Origin of the sequence: Mycobacterium sp. (assembly GCF_035640695.1) — a bacterium.
Lineage (GTDB): Bacteria > Actinomycetota > Actinomycetes > Mycobacteriales > Mycobacteriaceae > Mycobacterium.
The window spans coordinates 1-18,947 of the sequence record NZ_DASQVQ010000174.1 but is presented as its reverse complement, the minus strand read 5'-3'; the positions used below and the strand labels follow the sequence as shown (position 1 = coordinate 18,947).

Below are 18,947 nucleotides of genomic sequence, written 5' to 3'. Positions count from 1 at the left end.
GTCGTAGCGCTTCTCCTTGAAGAACAGGTTCTCCAGCAGGGTCTGCGCGGACTCCTTGGTCGGCGGCTCGCCCGGGCGCAGCTTGCGGTAGATGTCCAGCAGCGCCTCGTCGGTGCCCGCGGTGTTGTCCTTCTCCAGCGTCGACATCATGATCTCGGAGAAGCCGAACCGCTCGGTGATCTGCTCGTTGGTCCAGCCCAGCGCCTTGAGCAGCACCGTCACCGGCTGGCGGCGCTTGCGGTCGATGCGCACGCCGACGGTGTCGCGCTTGTCGACGTCGAACTCCAGCCACGCACCGCGGCCGGGGATCACCTTGACGCTGTGCAGCGTCTTCTCGGTGGACTTGTCGATGTTCTCGTCGAAGTACACGCCCGGCGAGCGGACCAGCTGGGAAACGACGACCCGCTCGGTGCCGTTGATGATGAACGTGCCCTTGTCGGTCATCATCGGGAAGTCGCCCATGAACACCGTCTGGCTCTTGATCTCGCCGGTGTTGTTGTTGATGAACTCGGCCGTGACGAACAGCGGGGCCGCGTACGTCATGTCCTTGTCTTTGCACTCGTCGACCGGGGCCTTGACCTCGTCGAAGCGCGGATCGGAAAACGACAGCGACATCGACCCGGAGAAGTCCTCGATCGGCGACAGCTCGGACAGCACCTCTTCGAGGCCGCCGACCGGCTCCACGTCACCGCGGGCGGCGGCGATTTCCTTCCACCGCTCCGATCCGATCAACCACTCGAACGACTCGGTCTGCACGTCAAGCAGCCCCGGAACCTCGAGCGGTTCACGGAGCTTCGCGAAAGAAATTCGGTTGGGGGCCCCGGGGACGGAGCCGTTAGAGGGAGTAGCTACGGCTGTTTTGCTCTGGCGAGAAGCTGCCAAGATGCATCCTTCCAGCACCTCATGCGACGAACGGGTCCGGGTTACCGGGCTGTTGCCGCGTTTCTGCGTCGGTTGGCCGGCTGACGACCTGTCCGGTTCGTAGACACGGATATGCGCCCGACGAGGGATCAGGCGTGGACCACAATGTCAGGTGCGGGTGAGATGGGCAGGAAGTAGCCAGCGCAACGAACAACAGTAGCGCAGGATCCGTTATTCCTCAACCGCGCGCGCAAAACTAAGGCGCTGGCCGGCGTCCTGGTCTACCTATGCGCATGCTGCCCAACAGATTGACGCCTGCAGGGCCGGTCCGTCAAGGGTTCACACACTGTTTGATGCGCTTAATTCGCTTATCGACGCGGATCGACGCGGATCCATTCGCTGCGAGTGTGAACCCTCGGCCTCGAGTGTGCGTGGATGGCCGCCATGCGGCGGATTTCCCGCCGTCAGCTCGCGGCCGGCGCCGTCACCGCACGTTCGACCAGCACCGGCACGCCGGTCAGGCGGGCCATGCCGGCCAGCGCCTCGAGGTCTTCGGGCGCGCTGGACATCAGCTGGTTGACGTTCGCGCCGCCGGCCCGGTTGGCCACCCGCCAGCCGCCGGTGCCCCGGTGACCCCAGCCGTGCGGAATCGCGATCACGCCCGCCACGATGTCGCTGGTCAGCGTCACCGGCAGCTCGATGTGCCCGTGCGGCGAGCTGACCCGCACCGTGTCGCCGTCGCCGACATGCAGCGGTGCCGCGTCGCTGACGTGCATCAACGCCCGGTGGGCGCGACCGCCGCGCATCAGCAGTGGCGCGTTGTGCAGCCACGAGTTCTCCGACCGCGACTCCCGCATCCCGATCATCCGCATCGGAAAGCCGTCGGGAGCCGACCGCCTCGACAGCTTCGCGATCTCGGCCTCGATTTCCGGGTGCCGCAGCCGCACCCGCCGACCGCGATGGACCACGACGTCGCGCAGCACGCCGGCGGTGAGGTTGTCGGCCAGCACCACGCCGTGCGGGTGCTGCCGGGTGAGCTTGGTGAAGCTGAGCCCCCCGCGGCGCAGCCCGAACCGGTCACCGCCCGCGGAGAACCGGATCACCGCGTCGACGAGGGTGCGGGGCGTCAGCCGGACACCGAACAGCCGCAGCGCCGCGCGGACGGCGGCCATCGCCGCGAACCGCGGCGTGCGCCGCCACAGCCGGCCGGCCAGCTCGTCGATGATCTGCCACTCGGCGCGTGCCTGGCCCGCGGGCGCGACGACGGGCTCGGTGGCCTGCCGGAACGGCGTCGGCTGCAGCGTCTGAAACGCCAGCGGGAAGTCGTCGCGCTCGTACATGGTCGCCGCCGGCAGCACGTAGTCGCAGTGCGCGGTGGTCTCGGTGAGGTAGAAGTCGATGCCGACCATCAGCTCGAGCGCCTCCAACGCGCCCTCTAATTCCGCGCCGTTCGGCACCGAGAGCACCGGATTGCCCGCACTCACCAGCAAAGCCTTGATCTGGCCTGGTCCCGGGGTGGTGATCTCCTTGGCCATCAGCGCGGCCGGCTCCGACATCAGCACCGACGGAAAGCCGCCAATGCGCGAGCGGCGGCGGTGGTAGCGGGCGCGCAGCCCCGCCGCGGCGATCTTCATCAGCCAGCGCTCCGCGGGCAGACCCCAGGTGCCGAACATGCTGCCGCCCACGACGTCGATGTTGCCCGCGACGATGTTCACCGCGTCAAGCAAATACGTTGTGAGCGTTCCATTTTCGCCGGTGCTGGTGCCGACGCGGCCATACACCGCGGCGCGCGGCGTCGCGACCAGATCGCGGGCCAGCGCCCGCACGACGTCCGGTGCGATTCCAGTGCGCTGTTCGGTGGCCTCCGGGGTGAACGGCGCGGCGGCCAGCTGTAGCCACGGCAGTCCGTCGGCGAGCCGCGAGATGTGCCTGCGGTCGGCCAGGTGCTCGGCGAACATCACCTGCAATAGCGACAGCAGCAAATACGCGTCGGCGTCTGGGACGATGGGCAGCCAGTCGAATTGGGCCGCGGTCTCGGTCCGGCGCGGGTCCACCACCAGCACCCGCCCACCGCGTTTGACGATGTCGTGCATGCGGTCGCGGATGCGCGGCACCGTCAGCACGCTGCCGTGCGACACCAGCGGATTCGCCCCGATCACGACCAGAAAGTCGGTGCGCAGCACGTCGGGCACCGGCAGCGCCAATGGGTTGCCGTACAGCAGCTGGCTGGCCACGAATCGGTTGTTGACGTCTTGGGAGCCCGCGGTGAACAGGTGCGCGCCGCGGCCCAGCGCGGACATGAACATCGGCAGCCACAGCACATGCGAATAGCTGAACGCGCCGGGGTTGCCGTAGTACCAGCCGATCGCACCGGATCCGTGGGTGCGGTGGATGCGGGTCAGCCGCCGGGCGATGTCGGTCATCGCGTCGTCCCAGCCGACGGGCTCGAACCGGCCGTCGGGTGTGCGCCGCAGCGGCGTGGTCAGCCGGTCGGGATCGTTTTGCACCTCGGCGAACGCGATGCCCTTCTGGCACGCGAAACCGGACGACAGCGGATGCTCGCGATCGGGTCGCAGCTCGACCAGCCGACCGTCTTCGACGGCGGCCACCATGCCGCACAGCGGTTCACAGATCCGACAGAACGTCGCCCTGTGCTCGCGGCTCATCGGGCCGGGTCAGCGCTCCCGCGAGGTCGGGATCGCCTGCGTGGTCTCCTCCTCGCCGTATCCCTCGTCGCCGAACTCGGAGGCCCGGTACTTGTGGGTGCCCTCGAGGTCGTCGCGGATGGCTTCCTGGGCGCTCTTCGGCAGGGTGTGCATGATCTCGCGGACCCGGGCCTGGCGGCGTTGGACGGCCTGGCGCTCGGGCAGGCCGGGGGTGGCGACGATCTGCGGTGGCACGCCCTGGATCTCTTCGACGCCACCGTGGTGATGGCCGGCCTCGATCATCGCCTGCTCCTCGGCCATCGTGGCCTCGTCCTTCTCCTCGGACATGCCGATCGGACCGACCCGGCGACCGTTGAGGAACTGCCGCACGACGGGCTCGTCACTGGTCAGCAGCACTTCGCGCGGCCCGAACATGACCAGGTGCTTGCGGAACAGCATGCCGATGTTGTCCGGCACGGTGCGTGCGATGTTGATGTTGTGGGTCACGATCAGGATGGTCGCGTCGATCTGCGCGTTGATGTCGATCAGCAGCTGGCTCAGGTAGGCGGTGCGCACCGGATCGAGACCGGAGTCGGGCTCGTCGCAGAGGATGATCTGCGGGTCCATCACCAGCGAGCGGGCCAGGCCGGCGCGCTTGCGCATGCCGCCGGAGATCTCGCCGGGGAACTTGTTCTCGTCGCCGTCGAGGCCCACCAGGGTGAGCTTCTCCATGACGATGTCACGGATCTCGCTTTCCTTCTTCTTGGTGTGCTCACGCAACGGGAAGGCGGTGTTGTCATAGATGTTCATCGAGCCGAACAGCGCGCCGTCCTGGAACATCACCCCGAACAGCGTGCGGATGTCGTAGAGCTCCTTTGCCGAGCACTCGATGATGTTGGTGCCGTGGACGACGATCTTGCCGCGCTCGGGACGCAGCAACCCGATCAGTGACTTCAAGAACACCGACTTGCCGGTGCCGGACGGGCCCAGCAGGACGCTCACCTCGCCCTCGGGGACGGTGAGCGTGACGTCCTCCCAGATTCGCTGCGCGCCGAAGGACTTGGTCAATCCTTCAACTTCGATTGCAATGCCCACGCACGATCCTTCCGCCTATGCTCGGTGCCCGCCACCAGCCTCCCGCCTGTGGCTTGAGTCACTCTAGCCTACCCCCGCCACCTGTGACACCCGTAGTCGCAGGTTGGAGCGGGTGCGAGGGGCCGCCCCGGTTTGCCGGGACGGCCCCTTTCCGGCCCGGACTACTTGACGGTGACGGTGGCGCCTGCGGCCTCGAGCTTGGCCTTGGCTTCGTCGGCCGCGTCCTTGGCAACCTTTTCCAGCAGCGGCTTGGGTGCGCTGTCGACGAGGTCCTTGGCCTCCTTGAGGCCCAGACCGGAAACGATCTCGCGGACCACCTTGATGACGCCGATCTTCTTGTCGCCGGCGGCCTCGAGGACCACGTCGAACTCGCTCTGCTCCTCGACGGCCTCGGCCGGCGCTCCGGCAGCGGCGGCGCCCGGCGCGGCGGCGACAGCGACCGGGGCGGCCGCGGTGACCTCGAAGGTGTCCTCGAACTTCTTGACGAAGTCCGACAGCTCGAGCAGCGTCATCTCCTTGAACGCGTCGAGCAGTTCGTCGGTGGACAGCTTGGCCATGGTGTTGGGTCCTTTCGTTGGGGTCTTACGGGGGTTTACGCGGCTTCGGGGTTGTCGCCGGACTTCTTCTCCTGCAGCGCGGCGGCCAGCCGGGCCACCTGGGCCGCCGGGGCGTTGAACAGCCCGGCCGCCTTGGCCAGGTTGCCCTTCATCGCACCGGCCAGCATGGCCAGCAGCACCTCGCGCGACTCCAGATCGGCGATGCGCTCGACCTCGGCGACGGTCAACGGGCGGCCGTCCATGTAGCCGCCCTTGATGACCAGCGCCTTGTTGTCCTTGGCGAAGTTCTTCAGCGCCTTCGCGGCGTCGACCGGCTCACCCTTGACGAACGCGATCGCCGTTGGCCCGACGAACAGCTCGTCGAGACCCTCGATGCCCGCCTCGGAAGCGGCCCGCTTGACGAGGGTGTTCTTGGCCACCGAGTAGGTGGCGAAGGCGCCGAGAGAGCGGCGCAGCTCGGCGAGGTTCGACACCGTCAGGCCCCGGTACTCGGTGACGACGGTGGCGGTCGAATCCTTGAACCGCTCGGCAATCTCGGCGACGGCGGTGGCCTTGTCAGCCTTTGCCATGCATGCCTCCTTGGTGGGTGTCTGCGCGGTGTGGGTGGGTGGGTGTCTGCGCGGTGTGGGTGTCTGCGCGCCCCGCCAAGAAGGCCCGGAAAACGACGGACGCCCCGACGCAGGGTCGGGGCGCGGAAATGGGCGCGCGCAAGGTTGCGTTGCTGCGCGCCGAGCCTCGTCCTCCTGCGCGGGCCGCCGGGATCGTTCCCGGACCTTCAACCGATTACTCGGTGACCGACGGTCTTCGGTGGAGCCACACCAGGGTAGCGCAACCGCCGTCGATCAGCCAAAACGCCGTTGGCTCGGGCCGTTGACTCGGGTGGCTAGGTCCGGGTCGCGGTGACGAAGGTGAACGATTCCCGCAGCGCCGCCATTTCGTCGTTCTCGGTGGGCATGGCCAGCCCGGCGGCCGCGTACAGGTCGGCCACCTTGGTGGTGGCGGTTTCCCAGCCGTGGCTGCCCAGATAGCCGGCCACCTCGGCGCGGTCCCCCGGGTAACCCAACTCGGTCATGTCGATGTCAAAGCCGTGCCGTCGCCAGTTCTGGGTGGCGGCCCGCATCCGCTGCTGCATTTCGGTATGGAACTGGCTCGAGCTGGGCATGTTCTCGGAGGCGAACCGGCTCGACGCCGCGCTCAGCGCGGTGAGGTTGTCGAGCAGCCGGTCCTGGGCGTCGGGCGGCAGGAATGCGAGCAAGCCCTCGGCGCTCCACGCCGTCGGCCGGCTGCTGTCGAAACCGGCTTGGCGCAGCGCGGCGGGCCAGTCCTGGCGCAGGTCGATGGCCACGGGCCGGCGGTCGGCGGTGGGAGCGGCGTCCAGGCGGGCCAGTGTCGCGGACTTGAACTCGATCACTTGCGGCTGATCGATCTCGTAGACCGTGGTGCCGTCCGGCCAGGGCAACCGGTAGGCGCGGGCATCCAGCCCCGAGGCCAGGATCACCGCCTGGCGAATCCCGGCTCTGGTTGCGTCGGTGAAGAATTCGTCGAAGAACCGGGTGCGCACGGCCATCATGTCGGTCATCCGCTGCATGCCCCACGGGGAGTCGCCGTCGACCTCGGCGGGATCGAGCTCGCCGCTGGCCAGCCGGGTGAAGAAGTCGACGCCGACCGCGCGCACCAGCGGCTCGGCGAACGGATCGTCGATCAGCGGGTTGCTCGCCCGGCTGGCCAGGGCACGCCCCACCGCGACGCCGGTCGCCGTCGCGCCGACGCTGGTGGCAAGGTCCCAGGTGTCGTTGTCGGTCCGCGCCATGTCATGTCCCTTCCGGTCCCGTCCGGTCCGTTGCGGTCCTGCTCCGGCTTGACCGGACTTGTCCGGGCGCGAATGTACGCCGCGAAACTGTGAGCCCCTCACCTGATTTCGGTGTCCACCAGCGCGGCCGCGCCGACCAGACCGGCGTCGCCGCCGAGTTCGGCGGGCACGACCCGCAGGCCGCGCAGGAAGTCAAGGCGGGCATGCCACGCCAAGGCCTCGCGCAGCGGGTCGAACAGCAGCGCACCCGACATTGCCACTCCCCCGCCGATCACGACGAGGTCGAGGTCGCATACCGCGCCCACCGACGCGATCATCGCGGCGACCGCGGTGGCGCCGCGGCGAAAGGCCTGCAGCGCCACCGGGTCTCCGGCATCGGCCGCGTCGGCCAGCTCCTTTGCTTCCGCCCCGGCCGGCGCGACCCAGCCGTGCTCGCGAGCCCAGATCGCCATCCGCGGCCCGGCGGCGATGGTCTCGACGCAGCCGTGCCCGCCGCACGAGCACCGCTCGCCGTCCGGCTGCACCACCACGTGGCCGACGTGCCCGGCGTTGCCGGTGCGACCGTCGTACGGGGCGCCGTCCAGCACCAACCCGCCGCCGACGCCGGTGGACACCACCATGCCGAGGAGGAAGCTTGCGCCGCGGGCCGCTCCGCGCCAGCGCTCGCCCAGCGCCATGCACAGGCCGTCGCCGCCCAGCCGCACCGGCACACCCGGCAGTGCCGCCGCTACCCGGTCCACGATCGGGAACCGTTGCCACTCAACGATGTTGATCGGGCTGACGGTGCCACTGGGCAGATCGATCGGGCCCGCGGAGGCGATGCCCACGCCGCGCACACCGCCGGTGGCCGCGGTCATCGTGTCGGTGATCAGCGCGTCGACCACCGCCCACACGCCCTCGGCGTCGCCGTCCGGGGTGGGGCGCCTGGCGGAGTGGACGAGGCTGCCGTTCGGGTCCACGAGACCGGTGGCGATCTTCGTGCCGCCGATGTCGATCGCGAGGATCAACCCGGTCATCAATGCTTGTGGGTGTTGTCGGGCTGCCGAGGGTCGCCCGGATGCTCGTAGCCGGGCGCCAACTCGACGAGCGCGGCGCGCCGGGCGTCCAGCCATATCCGGAAGGCGCGGCGCCGGGCGGCGGCGCGGAGGTGTTCGGTGATCGCCGACCGCACCTCGTGAAGCGGCGGCGCGGTGGCGGCCCGGCCGCGCCAGCCGTCGCGCCCGGCGCGGGGGGCGGCGAACCGAAATGGGTTGCGGGCGTGGTAATCCGACACCTGGGCGGCGGTGACGTCGACGGCGGCGGTCACCCGCGCGAACAACGCCCGGGCGAGCGGGTCGGCCAGTGCCGCCGCGGCCACGCTGCCGATGTCATGCCGGGCCGACACGTCCGGCAACAACTCGTCCTCGGCGGGCGCACCCCGGGCGCTGAGCCCGAGCGCGGCGGCTTCGGCGGCCACTACCCGCTCGGTCACCAGCAGCTGGGTCAGCCAGCGGCGCAGCTGCCTGCCCTCGCTGGTGCCCGGCCGCGGCAGCGCGGCGGCGACACTGGTGCGGCGCAACCGATCCTCACGCGCGTCGACCTCGTCGACCGACACCGGCGCACCGGCCACCGTCGCTGCCACGTCGGGGTGCCCGCTCATCGCACCGTCACCTGCACCGCCGGGGAGTAGATCAACCGGCCGGCGCAACCGACCCGGATGAGCGCCCACCACCGGCCGGGCTGCAGCCAGGTCGGCGGGGCGACGTCGAAGCCGAGTTCGGCTGTGCCACCGGCGGGCAGCACCGCGCCGCGGACGGCCGGCCCGATCCACTCCCAGGTGCCCCACGGGCTGATCAGGTGGGCCTCCACCGCCACATCGGCGCACGCATCGGTGCCGACGGTGACGGCGATCCGAGCCGTCCGGCCGGGTGTCACGTCGACGTCGTGCGGTCCGCCGACCAGCCGCAGGACATCGTGGCGCCCCGGCGGCGCGCCGACGGTGACGATGCAGACGTCCTCGACGAGCTGCCGCCAGGCGGGCGGGACCGTTCCGGCGTCTGCGCCGGTGACGCCGAGCTGGGCGCGCACCGGGTACAACCCGGGCGGGATGCCGGGTGGCATGGTCAGTTCGATGTCGGTCTCCGCGAACTCGCCGGGGGGCAGCTCGAACGGCAGCCGGCTCGGGCGGGCCGACCAGCCGTCCGGACACCGCAGTCGAACCACGCCGCTCAGTGACGAGTCGGTGCAGTCGCTGGCCACGGTGAGTCGCAGCGGCAGTGGGCAATCCGGCTCGGCGGTCACCCGATGCGGGTGCAGGTGCGCGACGGCGGGCAGCCCGCCCAGCGGGGCGGGCCCCCGGTTGTGCAGCCAGTACCGCGCGTACAGCGGCTGCGCGGCCTCGGCGTCCGGCGCCAGCGCGGCGTGGCCGGCGTCGAACATCCTCGGCACATCGAGGCGGGCGAGCATGGTCGCGATCTGGTAGCCGTCCAGCGCCGGTGGGCCGGTGCCGACCCGGTCGCGCCGCGGCCGCTCGAGAAGGTCGGCGCCGCCGAGCTCCGACACCGTGCCGATGGCGGACCCGATGGCGACTTCGGTTTGTTCGCCGCGGTTTTCGACCAGTCGCACCGCGACGGCGGCGGGATCCACGGCTCGGCTGCTGCCGCGCGCGAGCGGGTTACCGGCCGCCTTCAGCGCGCCGAGCCGCGCCGAGCCGGCCGGCTCCAGCCGCAACAGCGAGCCGGCCGCGGGCAGGGTTTCGGCGGCGTCACCGGACTGCACGGCCAGCAGCGGATGCGAGAACTCCGCGCTGCGGGCGGGGATCTGGGCCTGCCGCCAGTCGCCGTCGCCGGCGGTCAGCGCGTGGTCGAAGGTGTGGGTCCAGTGCTGCAGCTGGAAGTTGGACCCGTCGGGTGCGGTGCGCCGCGGCGGGTCGATCCAAATGCCCGACGGCCAGCCGGTGCACGAGCGCATCAGCGACGTGTGCAGCGTGCCCGCGGTGTCGACGGCGAAGCCGGGCATGCCCCGGTTCAGCACCGCGACGGTGCGCGACTCGAACGGCTCGAGCTGCGACGGAACCGGATGGCCGACGACGATTTCGGCGTCGCCGAGGTCGTCGACGACCGACGCCACCGCGTCGTCGAGACCGGCGCCGTTGCCCGCGATCACCAGCACCGGCAGCGCCCGCACGCCACGCAGGTCCGCGCCCGGCACCCAGGCGGCGGCAAGCGGTGCGGCGGCCGGCACCCACACCCTGGCCTGACCGGTGGCGTACAACTGACGCTTGAGCTCCTCGGTGTAGACGCCGTCGGACTCGGCGAGCACCGCCGCGGTGAACGAATTCTGTTCCGGCCCACCGAGAGCGATCCGGGTGTCGGGCAGGTTGGAGTCGATGCCCAGGTCGCCGTAGCGCGGCTTGTCGGCGCCGCTGCAGGTGGCCGTGACGCCGGCCCGAACCAGCGCGACCATCAGATCGCGTGCCAGCGGGCCGGACTCGGCCTCCGTCGGCGACACCACCTCGGCGACCGACACGGCGCGGATTTCGGCGCCGACCCGGACCCGCGCCGCCGACGACAACCCGAACCAGCCGTACGCGGGGTTGTCCAGCGTCCACGGATGCTCGGCGGTGTCGACGGAGCGTCCGTGGCCGCTGGCGCCGGGTTGGTGAAGCAGCGCGAAGCCACGGCCGATCACCGCATCGCCTACCTCGCTCACCGGCATCGCGCCCGGCACCGGGCAGGGCCAGCGCAGCCGCACCAGACGGTCCGCGCCGGTGAACCCGTCGATCGTGGTACGGCAGTCCACCCGGGCCACGCCCCGCCACAGCGTGACGATCTGGGTGTAGCGCAGCAGGTCACCGATCCGGCCGCGCACCACGAGCCGCCCGCCCAGCGGGCTGCGGTACGCGTGCACCGACTCGGCCGGAAACTCCGACGAACACACCACGGGTCCGTTCGGCAGCAAATGCCACGGGCCCTCGCCGCCGTGCGGGTGCGCCGGGTATTCGTCATAGACGGCGAGCTCGTTGCCGACTCGTCCGTCGGCGATCAGCTCCCGGCCGCCGGCCAGCTCGACCAGCGACGACACCCCGCCGCCACGGGCCGGGTCGACGCGCATGCGGTAGTGCTCGTTGGCGATCTCGTTGCCGGGCAACACCTCCCAGGCCGCTGCGTGGTCGCTGACATCGCCGGTTTCGACAAGGCGGTAAGCCCGCCAGCCCAGCGACGGCACGTCACGCGCGAGCCAACTCACCGAGTGCCCGTCGTGCTCGACGAGCGCGGGCACCTCGGCGCCGTCGGCGTCGCGCACCCGCGCCCCCGACCGCAACGGCTCGGCCAGTCGCATCGTCACGACGTCGGTGCGGTTGTGGCTCAACGTGTTCCACACCACGAGCGACCCGGTGACCGCGCTCGACAGCAGCGCGAGCGAATTGTCGCGCGCCGCTCGACCGAGCTGCCACGCGTCGCGCCACCCGGTCAGCAGGTCGAGGTACACCTGGTCGGACTCCGAGCCGGTGATGGCATCGTGGTGCGCGCCGTAGGCCAGCTGCACCCAGGCCTTGGCGAGCGCGGCCTGCGGATAGCGCGCGCCGGCAACCAGGCCGGCGAAGACCGCAAACTTCTCGCCGTCGAGCACCGCATCCTCGGCCGCGCGGTTGGCCTGCTTGGTGTCGATGTAGGACACGTCCTTGCCGGTGTAGACCGGGTTCATGTCGCGGGTCTGCGGCGACGCGGTCACGCCGCGCCCGTCCAGTTCGGCCCGAACCGCGGCGAAGAACTCCTTCGGCAGCGCGCACACAAACCTGGGCCAGGTGTACCGCGAGTTCCAGTCGCGGTGAATCTCGGTGACCCACTTGTTCGGTGGCGTGTAGTCGGTGCCGACCGGCAGCAACACGTTGCGGGTCGCCGCGACCTTCTTCAATTCGGCGAACAGGCGATAGGTGGCGTCCTCGGCCTGCCGCACCGTGGTCGACGAATCCATCCACCAGCCGGCCGAGTAGTGCGCCGGCATGTAATGGGTCAGCAAGCCGCGCCCCGACGGCGCGATCCACTCGAACTCGCTGCAGAACTGCATGCGAGCGAGATCGCCGGCGTTGCCCATCGGTCCCCACTGATGATGCGGGCCGCGCGCCCACGAGCTGGAGGTCAGCCCGGCGTCGGCCGCCATGGCGGGGAACTGCGGGTCGTGACCGAAGACGTCGAGCTGCCACGCGGTGCGGGGGTCGGCGCCGAGCACATCGCGTTGAAAACCACTGCCGTGCACCAGGTTCCGGATCGTCGTTTCCGGGCTGGTGAGATTGGTGTTCGGCTCGTTGTAGGCGCCGCCCATGATCTCGACGCGGCCCTGGTCGATCAGCCGGCGCAGGTCGGCGCGGTCCTCGGGGTGGGTGTCCCAGTACGGCTTGAGGTAGTCGACTTCGGCCAGCACGAACTTGTATTCCGGCTCGCGACGGGCCATTTCCAAATGCGCGCGCACCAAATCGAAGCCGTTCGTCTGCCTGCAGTCGCCCGGCGGGTCCTCGGTCCACACGCTGGTATACGCGCCCTGGGTGTTCCACCAAACCGGGTCGTAGTGGAAGTGGCTGATCATGTACAGCGTCCAGCCGGGTTCTGCGACGGTGAACTCGAACGGCGTGACGGCACCGGCGGTCAACACCCGGGCGACCCGCCGCGCCCCAGGGGTGGGCCGGTCAACCTGTACCGGCACCTCGACGACACCGTTACCGGGCGCAGCCACCGCTTGACCGGCTACACCGTCGCCGCCAACCCGGATCGGCGTTGGCTCGGTGGCGCCCGCGACGGTCACCCGCACCAGTTGCCGCGGCGCGTCCGGCGGACCGACGAACAGCTCCGTCGACTCCGCGGAGATGACGTGCACCCCAAGAGCCTACGGCGTCAACGCCGCGAAACCTCGACAACGAGCGCGCGGTGATCCGAGACCGACAGCGTCGGCGCCTCGCAACGGTCCACGCACAGCGTTGCATCATCGGTCAGCACGTGATCCAGCTGGCGAACGGGAACGTCGGCGGGAAAGGTGGGCGCCGTACCGAGTGGGCGCAGCCGGGTCCAGCGACTGGGCGCCGGCGGCGACATGTTGAGGTCACCCATCAGCAGCCGCGGTCCCGGGAAGCCCCGCAGATCGCGGATCAGCGTCCGCAGTTGCACGCGGTTCCAGCCGGGCACGAACGACAGATGGGTGTTGGCGACGGTCAGCGGGCCCAGCGCGGTGTCGAGCCGTGCCATCATCGCCGCGCGCGGTTCCTCGTGCACGATCTGGACTCGATGCGGGCCCGGCAGATACATCGGCAACCTGGCAGGTATGCGGGGCAACCGCACCACTTGCCAGCTGTCGGCCGGAAACCGCGACAACAGCGCGATTCCGTACGCGGCGGTGCCGGGCTGTTCGCTGCCGGTCGCGGCCATCCACGTCGCGCCCGGGGTGCCCGAGATCGCGGCGACGAACCGGTGGCTGATCGCGCCCATCGCCTCGGCCGCGACCGCGGTCAGGTCGGAGCGCGCCGAGCGGGGCTGATCGAGGTCCACCTCCTGCAGCGCGAGCACGTCGGCGTCGAGTCGCCGTACCGATTCGGCCAGTCTTTTCAGGTCGACGACGCCGTCGTGAACGCTGCGTCCGTGCAGGATGTTGAAGGTGGCCATCCGCATGGGTACTACTTACCCGTCCCATTACCCGCCAATGCGCGGCAACCACCAGGGATGACGAGTGGCCGCACGAAACGACGAACTGCGCGACGCGCTGAAACGCGCCGCGTCGGCGCTCAAGGAGCACGGACCGGAGTTCGCGCTGGGCGGCAGCTACGCGCTGTGGGTATACGGCGCGCCGGAGCCCGTGCACGATGTCGACTTCGTCGTCGCCGAGGCCGACGCGGACGACGCGGCGGCGACGTTGAAGGAAGCCGGCTTCCGCATCCAGCGCACGCCGGAGGACTGGCTGTTCAAGGCGTGCGTCGGAAACGACTCCGTCATCGACGTGTTGCATCGGCTCAACGGCGTGCCGGTGGAGCCGGCGACAATCAGTTCGGCCGAGACCCGCGACGTCCTCGCGATCGCGATGCGCGTGCTGTCGCCGACGGAGGTGATGACGGAGAAGTTGTGCTCCCTCGACGAACACTATTGCGACTTCGCGACGCTGCTGCCCGCGGTGCGGGCGGTGCGCGAGCGGGTCGACTGGGACCGGGTGCGAACTGCCAGCGCCGACAACGATTTTGCGGCGGCTTTTCTGTTCCTCACCGACCGCCTCGGCATCACGTCCTGACGCCCCCCGCGCGGCGAAGCCGGTCGGCGACCGCACGCGCCGCGTCGACGACCTCGGGCGGGTCGAGCACCTCGAAGTCGCAGCCGGGCATCGCGAAGTACAGCGCCATCCGGGTCGGGTCGTCGGCGCCGGCGGTGACCACACAGGCGCCGGCGCCGTCCGGCTCGATCGTCGTCGAGGCCGCGGAAAAGTATTGCGACACAACGCTGTAGGGCGCGAAGTAGCGTACCCGGGCGACATAGCGGTACGGCGACGCGGTGATCGAGCGGCGCACGTAGTCGGCCGCATCGGGCGCCGGCCGCGGCGTGAACGTGCTGCCGAGCGCGCGCACGTCGGCCATCCGATCCAACCGCAGGCTGCGCCAGTCCCGCCGGTCGCGGTCGTACGCCAGCAGATACCAGCGCCGGCCCGTCGTCACCAACTGATACGGCTCCAACCGGCGCTGCGTGGCGCTGCCGGCCCGGTCGACATAGCCGGCCGTCACGTGCTCGCGGTCGCGGCAGGCCCGGGCGAGCGCCATCAACACATCCGGCTCGACCGGCGAATCCACCGACGACGGCGTCAGCGTGACCGTCGCGTCGTGCACGGCGGCGACTTGGCGGCGCAGCCGCGTCGGCAACACTTGGTCGAGCTTGCTCAGCGCGCGCAGCGCCGCCTCCCCGACCCCGGCGACGCTGCCGCCCGCGGCCAGCCGCAGACACACCGCCACCGCCACCGCCTCGTCGGGATCAAGCAGCAGCGGCGGCAGCGCCGCGCCGGCGCCGAGCTGATAGCCGCCGCCGTGGCCCCTGCTCGCGTGCACCGGATAACCGAGGTCGCGCAGCCGGTCGACGTCGCGGCGCACGCTGCGGGTGGTCACGCGCAGCCGCGCGGCCAATTCCTCGCCGCTCCATACCCGCCGAGACTGCAGCAGACCCAGCAGCTGCAGCACCCGGCTGGTCGTCTCGGACACGTATTTCATGGTCGCACAGTCTTAGGACAGGATCTGTCCGCTACGGCTGCGACGCTTTAGCACATGACCACCGAAACCCGAGATATGACCGCCCAACTGGCCGATCAACTCGACTTTCACTGGCGCCGGCAGCTGCGGCCGCGACTGGCCGGCCTGACCGACGACGAGTACTTCTGGGAGCCCGTGACAGGCTGCTGGACCGTGCACCGCGACGGCCGCATCGACTTCGCCTACCCGGCGCCGGAGCCGGCGCCGTTCACGACGATCGCGTGGCGGATGGCACACGTCATCGTCGGCGTGCTGGCGATGCGTAGCCATTTCCACTTCGCCGGGCCGGCGGCGGACTACCAGTCGTGGGACTACGCCACCGACGCAGCCACCGCGCTCGCCCAGCTCGACGACGCGTACCAGCGGTGGATCGATGGTGTGCGCGGCCTGGACAGCACAGGTCTGGCGACGCCGGTCGGTGCCAAGGAAGGCCCGTACGCCCAATACCCGATGTCGGAGCTGATTCTGCACATCAACCGCGAAATGATCCACCACGGCGCCGAAATCGCTTGCCTGCGAGACCTTTACGTTCACTCTCACTAGAAAGGAAGATCTTAGATGCCCGGAATGCCCCCGCCCGGCGCCGACGAGCGCGAAACCCTGCTGGCATTCATCGCGTTTCAGCAGAACGCGTTCTTCGCGGTCGCCCACGGCCTGACCGACGAGCAGGCCCGCCGCACGCCCTCGGCGAGCGCGTTGTCGATCGGCGGTCTGATCAAGCACGCCGCGGGGGTTCAGCGCGGCTGGGCCCAGCGTGCGGCGTCGGCGCCGGATTTCCCGCCGCCGGATCCGCGGCCGATCGAGCAGGTGATGGCCGCCTACGCCGACGAGTACGTGATGCGCGACGACGAAACCCTCGATCGGCTGCTGGATACCCTGCGCGCGCAGAACGCGGAGACGCTGAGGGTGTTCGCCGCCGCCGACCTGGACGCCCCGGTTCCGGTACCGCACGACGTTCCGTGGTTCCCGCACGACGTCGACCACTGGTCGGTGCGCTGGGTCGGCCACCACCTCATCGAGGAGCTGTCCCGGCACGCCGGCCACGCCGACATCATTCGCGAATCCATCGACGGCGCAACGATGTACGAGCTGATGGCCGCCGCCGAGGACTGGCCGGAGACGGACTTCATCAAGAAGTGGCGGCCACCGCGGGCAGGTTGACGCCGCATGCCCGACGGGCCGCAGGGCTGTCGATTAGGTGGCATCCGACAAACTCTGAGACACTGCAGCCATGAGCACAACTGAGCACCGCGAGGTTGCCAAGCTGGACCGGGTGCCGTTGCTTACCGAGGCCGCGCGCATCGGCGCGACCGGCTGGCAGGTAACCAGAGCCGCGGGCCGGGTTGCCCAAAAGGCACTCGGACGTGGCAGCATCCAACAAAAAATCATCACCGAGATGCCGCACACGTTCGCGGACCTCGGGCCCACCTACGTCAAATTCGGCCAGATCATCGCGTCCAGCCCCGGCGCGTTCGGCGAGCCGCTCAGCCGGGAGTTCCGCAGCCTGCTCGACGCGGTGCCGCCGGCCGATCCCGACCGGGTGCACAAGCTGTTCGTCGAGGACCTCGGCGAGGATCCGGCGACGCTGTTCGCGAAGTTCGACGACCAGCCGTTCGCGTCGGCGTCCATCGCGCAGGTGCACTACGCGACCCTGCACACCGGCGAGGAGGTGGTGGTCAAGATCCAGCGGCCCGGCATCCGCCGCCGGGTCGCCGCCGACCTGCAGATCCTCAAGCGCGGCGCCCAGGTCGTCGAGCTGGCCAAGCTGGGCCGCCGGCTGTCCGCCCAGGACGTCGTCGCCGACTTCGCCGACAACCTGGCCGAAGAACTCGACTTCATGATCGAGAGCCAGTCGATGGAAACCTGGGTCGAGCACATGAACTCCTCGCCGCTGGGCAAGAACATCCGGGTGCCGAAGGTGTATTGGGAATACACCACCGCCCGGGTGCTGACGATGGAGCGGGTGCACGGCATCCGCATCGACGACGCCGCCGCGATCCGCAAGGCCGGTTTCGACGGTGTCGAGTTGGTCAAGGCGCTGCTGTTCAGCGTGTTCGAGGGCGGCCTGCGGCACGGTCTGTTCCACGGCGACCTGCACGCGGGCAACCTGTACGTGGACTCCGACGGCAAGATCGTTTTCTTCGACTTCGGCATCATGGGCCGCATCGACCCGCGCACGCGCTGGCTGCTGCGAGAGCTGGTGTACGCGCTGCTGGTCAAGAAGGACCACGCCGCCGCGGGCAAGATCGTCGTGCTGATGGGCGCGGTCGGCACAACCAAGCCGGAACAGCAGGCCGCCAAGGACCTGGAGGCGTTCGCGACGCCGCTGACCATGAAGTCGCTGGGCGACATGTCCTATGCCGATATCGGCCGGCAGCTGTCGGCGCTGGCCGACGCCTACGACGTGAAACTGCCGCGGGAGCTGGTGCTGATCGGCAAGCAGTTCCTCTACGTGGAGCGTTACATGAAGCTGCTGGCGCCGAAGTGGCAGATGATGTCCGACCCGCAGCTGACGGGTTATTTTGCGAACTTCATGGTCGAGGTGAGCCGGGAGCATTCGGAAGAGGTTGATGCGTAGTGGACATCCGTGCCGGGACGGCGAAGTCGGGCGACCTGCACATCTATTACGAGGACATGGGCGACCCGAACGACCCCGCGGTCCTGCTGATCATGGGGCTGGGCGCCCAACTTCTGTTGTGGCGCCCCGGGTTCTGCGAGAAGCTCGTCGACCTGGGCCTGCGGGTGATCCGCTATGACAACCGCGACGTCGGCCTGTCCAGCAAGGTGGAGGGCCGGCACACCGGTCAGGCGCTGTCCACGCGGATGGTCCGCTCGTTTTTCGGGCTGCGCAGCAAGGCCGTCTATTCGCTGGAGGACCTGGCCGACGACGCGGCGGCGGTGCTGGACCACTTGCACATCGACAGCGCGCACATCGTCGGCGCGTCGATGGGCGGCATGATCGCCCAGATCTTCGCGGCCCGCTACCGGCAGCGCACCAAGACGCTGGCGGTGATCATGTCGAGCAACAATCAGCCGGCCCTGCCGCCGCCCGGGCCGCACCAGCTGCGCGCCATCCTGCAGCGGCCCAAGGACTCGTCGCGTACGGCGATCATCGACAACGCGGTCCGGGTCAGCAAAATCATCGGCAGCCCCGGCTATCCCGCCCCCGAGGAGCGCATCCGCGCCGAGGCCATCGAGGGCTACGACCGCGCCTACTACCCCGCCGGCGTCGGCCGGCACTTCGCGGCGGTGCTGGGCAGCGGCAGCCTGTTGCGCCACGACCGCCGGATCACCGCGCCGACCGTGGTGATCCACGGGAAAGCCGACAAGCTGATGCGACCCTCGGGCGCGCGGGCCATCGCGCGGGCGATTCGCGGAGCGCGGCTGGTGCTGATCGACGGCATGGGCCACGAGCTGCCCGAGCAACTGTGGGACCAGATCGTCGGGGAGCTGAAGACGAACTTCGCCGAGGCCGGCTAGCCGCCGGCGCTGTCAATTCGGTACCGGCGACCGGATCGGCTAGCATTCGCAGGACTTGCGAATGCCTTCGGCGATATCTGGAAAGGCCGATCACCAACATGTCGAAACCAGGCAAGGCTGTCCTGAAGCCGCACTTCGAGGATGTGCAGGCGCATTACGACCTGTCCGACGACTTTTTCGCGCTGTTCCTGGACAAGACGCGGACCTACAGCTGCGCCTATTTCGAGCGCGCGGACATGACCCTGGAGCAG

The 18,947-nt window shown here is 69.6% G+C and carries 16 protein-coding genes and 1 pseudogene; 6 read left to right on the top strand and 11 right to left on the bottom strand.

The genetic code is table 11. The features are described 5' to 3' along the window. From VE759_RS20675 to VE759_RS20630, 10 genes and pseudogenes are all read right to left on the bottom strand, one after another. Nucleotides 1-882, bottom strand: a pseudogene (locus VE759_RS20675) (DNA-directed RNA polymerase subunit beta); the annotation flags it as partial. Nucleotides 883-1,325: 443 nt separating this feature from the next. Continuing rightward, nucleotides 1,326-3,527, bottom strand: coding sequence for a molybdopterin-dependent oxidoreductase (locus tag VE759_RS20670; protein ID WP_324935908.1), 2,202 nt, complete (start codon nucleotides 3,525-3,527; stop codon nucleotides 1,326-1,328). A gap of 9 nt (nucleotides 3,528-3,536) precedes the next feature. Further along, entirely contained in the window at nucleotides 3,537-4,601 is a 1,065-nt protein-coding gene (locus VE759_RS20665; RefSeq protein ID WP_324935906.1) for an ABC transporter ATP-binding protein, read from the bottom strand. A gap of 161 nt (nucleotides 4,602-4,762) precedes the next feature. After that, the gene (rplL, locus tag VE759_RS20660; RefSeq protein WP_324935904.1) at nucleotides 4,763-5,158 is read right to left on the bottom strand and encodes a 50S ribosomal protein L7/L12; all 396 of its coding nucleotides are present in this window, start codon (nucleotides 5,156-5,158) and stop codon (nucleotides 4,763-4,765) included. 35 nt (nucleotides 5,159-5,193) lie between these two features. Next, nucleotides 5,194-5,727 (bottom strand): 50S ribosomal protein L10, encoded by a 534-nt coding sequence (gene rplJ, locus VE759_RS20655; RefSeq protein ID WP_324935902.1) that lies wholly within the window; start codon nucleotides 5,725-5,727, stop codon nucleotides 5,194-5,196. 314 nt (nucleotides 5,728-6,041) lie between these two features. Beyond that, a complete protein-coding gene (locus VE759_RS20650; protein WP_324935900.1) occupies nucleotides 6,042-6,968 on the bottom strand; it encodes a class I SAM-dependent methyltransferase in 927 nt (308 codons plus the stop codon). A 98-nt stretch (nucleotides 6,969-7,066) separates the two neighbouring features. Then, entirely contained in the window at nucleotides 7,067-7,984 is a 918-nt protein-coding gene (locus tag VE759_RS20645; RefSeq protein WP_324935898.1) for an ROK family protein, read from the bottom strand. After that, complete coding sequence (locus VE759_RS20640; RefSeq protein WP_324935896.1) at nucleotides 7,984-8,607, bottom strand: DUF7158 domain-containing protein; 624 nt, start codon at nucleotides 8,605-8,607, stop codon at nucleotides 7,984-7,986. The genes VE759_RS20645 and VE759_RS20640 overlap by 1 nt, the downstream gene beginning before the upstream one ends. Beyond that, entirely contained in the window at nucleotides 8,604-12,821 is a 4,218-nt protein-coding gene (locus VE759_RS20635) for an NEW3 domain-containing protein (protein ID WP_324935894.1), read from the bottom strand. The genes VE759_RS20640 and VE759_RS20635 overlap by 4 nt, the downstream gene beginning before the upstream one ends. Nucleotides 12,822-12,838: 17 nt before the next feature. Continuing rightward, on the bottom strand, nucleotides 12,839-13,606 hold the full coding sequence (locus VE759_RS20630) for an endonuclease/exonuclease/phosphatase family protein (protein WP_324935892.1): 768 nt from the start codon (nucleotides 13,604-13,606) through the stop codon (nucleotides 12,839-12,841). A 58-nt stretch (nucleotides 13,607-13,664) separates the two neighbouring features. On the opposite strand from VE759_RS20630, the gene VE759_RS20625 reads away from it, so the two are divergent. Further along, nucleotides 13,665-14,216: a nucleotidyltransferase gene (locus tag VE759_RS20625; RefSeq protein WP_324935890.1), complete on the top strand. Its 552-nt coding sequence runs from the start codon at nucleotides 13,665-13,667 to the stop codon at nucleotides 14,214-14,216. Here VE759_RS20625 and VE759_RS20620 read toward each other — a convergent pair. Then, a complete protein-coding gene (locus tag VE759_RS20620) occupies nucleotides 14,206-15,168 on the bottom strand; it encodes a YafY family protein (RefSeq protein WP_324935912.1) in 963 nt (320 codons plus the stop codon). The two genes, VE759_RS20625 and VE759_RS20620, sit on opposite strands and share 11 nt — an antisense overlap. A gap of 63 nt (nucleotides 15,169-15,231) precedes the next feature. On the opposite strand from VE759_RS20620, the gene VE759_RS20615 reads away from it, so the two are divergent. The 5 genes from VE759_RS20615 to VE759_RS20595 all read left to right on the top strand — a co-directional run. Next, complete coding sequence (locus VE759_RS20615; protein ID WP_324935888.1) at nucleotides 15,232-15,759, top strand: DinB family protein; 528 nt, start codon at nucleotides 15,232-15,234, stop codon at nucleotides 15,757-15,759. 15 nt (nucleotides 15,760-15,774) lie between these two features. Then, nucleotides 15,775-16,377: a DinB family protein gene (locus VE759_RS20610; RefSeq protein WP_324935886.1), complete on the top strand. Its 603-nt coding sequence runs from the start codon at nucleotides 15,775-15,777 to the stop codon at nucleotides 16,375-16,377. Nucleotides 16,378-16,447: 70 nt separating this feature from the next. After that, entirely contained in the window at nucleotides 16,448-17,794 is a 1,347-nt protein-coding gene (locus VE759_RS20605; protein WP_324935884.1) for an AarF/ABC1/UbiB kinase family protein, read from the top strand. Further along, nucleotides 17,794-18,696 carry an alpha/beta hydrolase gene (locus tag VE759_RS20600; RefSeq protein ID WP_324935882.1) on the top strand — a complete coding sequence of 301 codons (903 nt, stop codon included), beginning with the start codon at nucleotides 17,794-17,796 and terminating at the stop codon, nucleotides 18,694-18,696. Before VE759_RS20605 ends, VE759_RS20600 begins: the two co-directional genes overlap by 1 nt. Nucleotides 18,697-18,794: 98 nt before the next feature. Continuing rightward, nucleotides 18,795-18,947 (top strand): class I SAM-dependent methyltransferase (locus VE759_RS20595; RefSeq protein WP_324935910.1); only part of this gene is annotated, 153 nt, incomplete at its 3' end.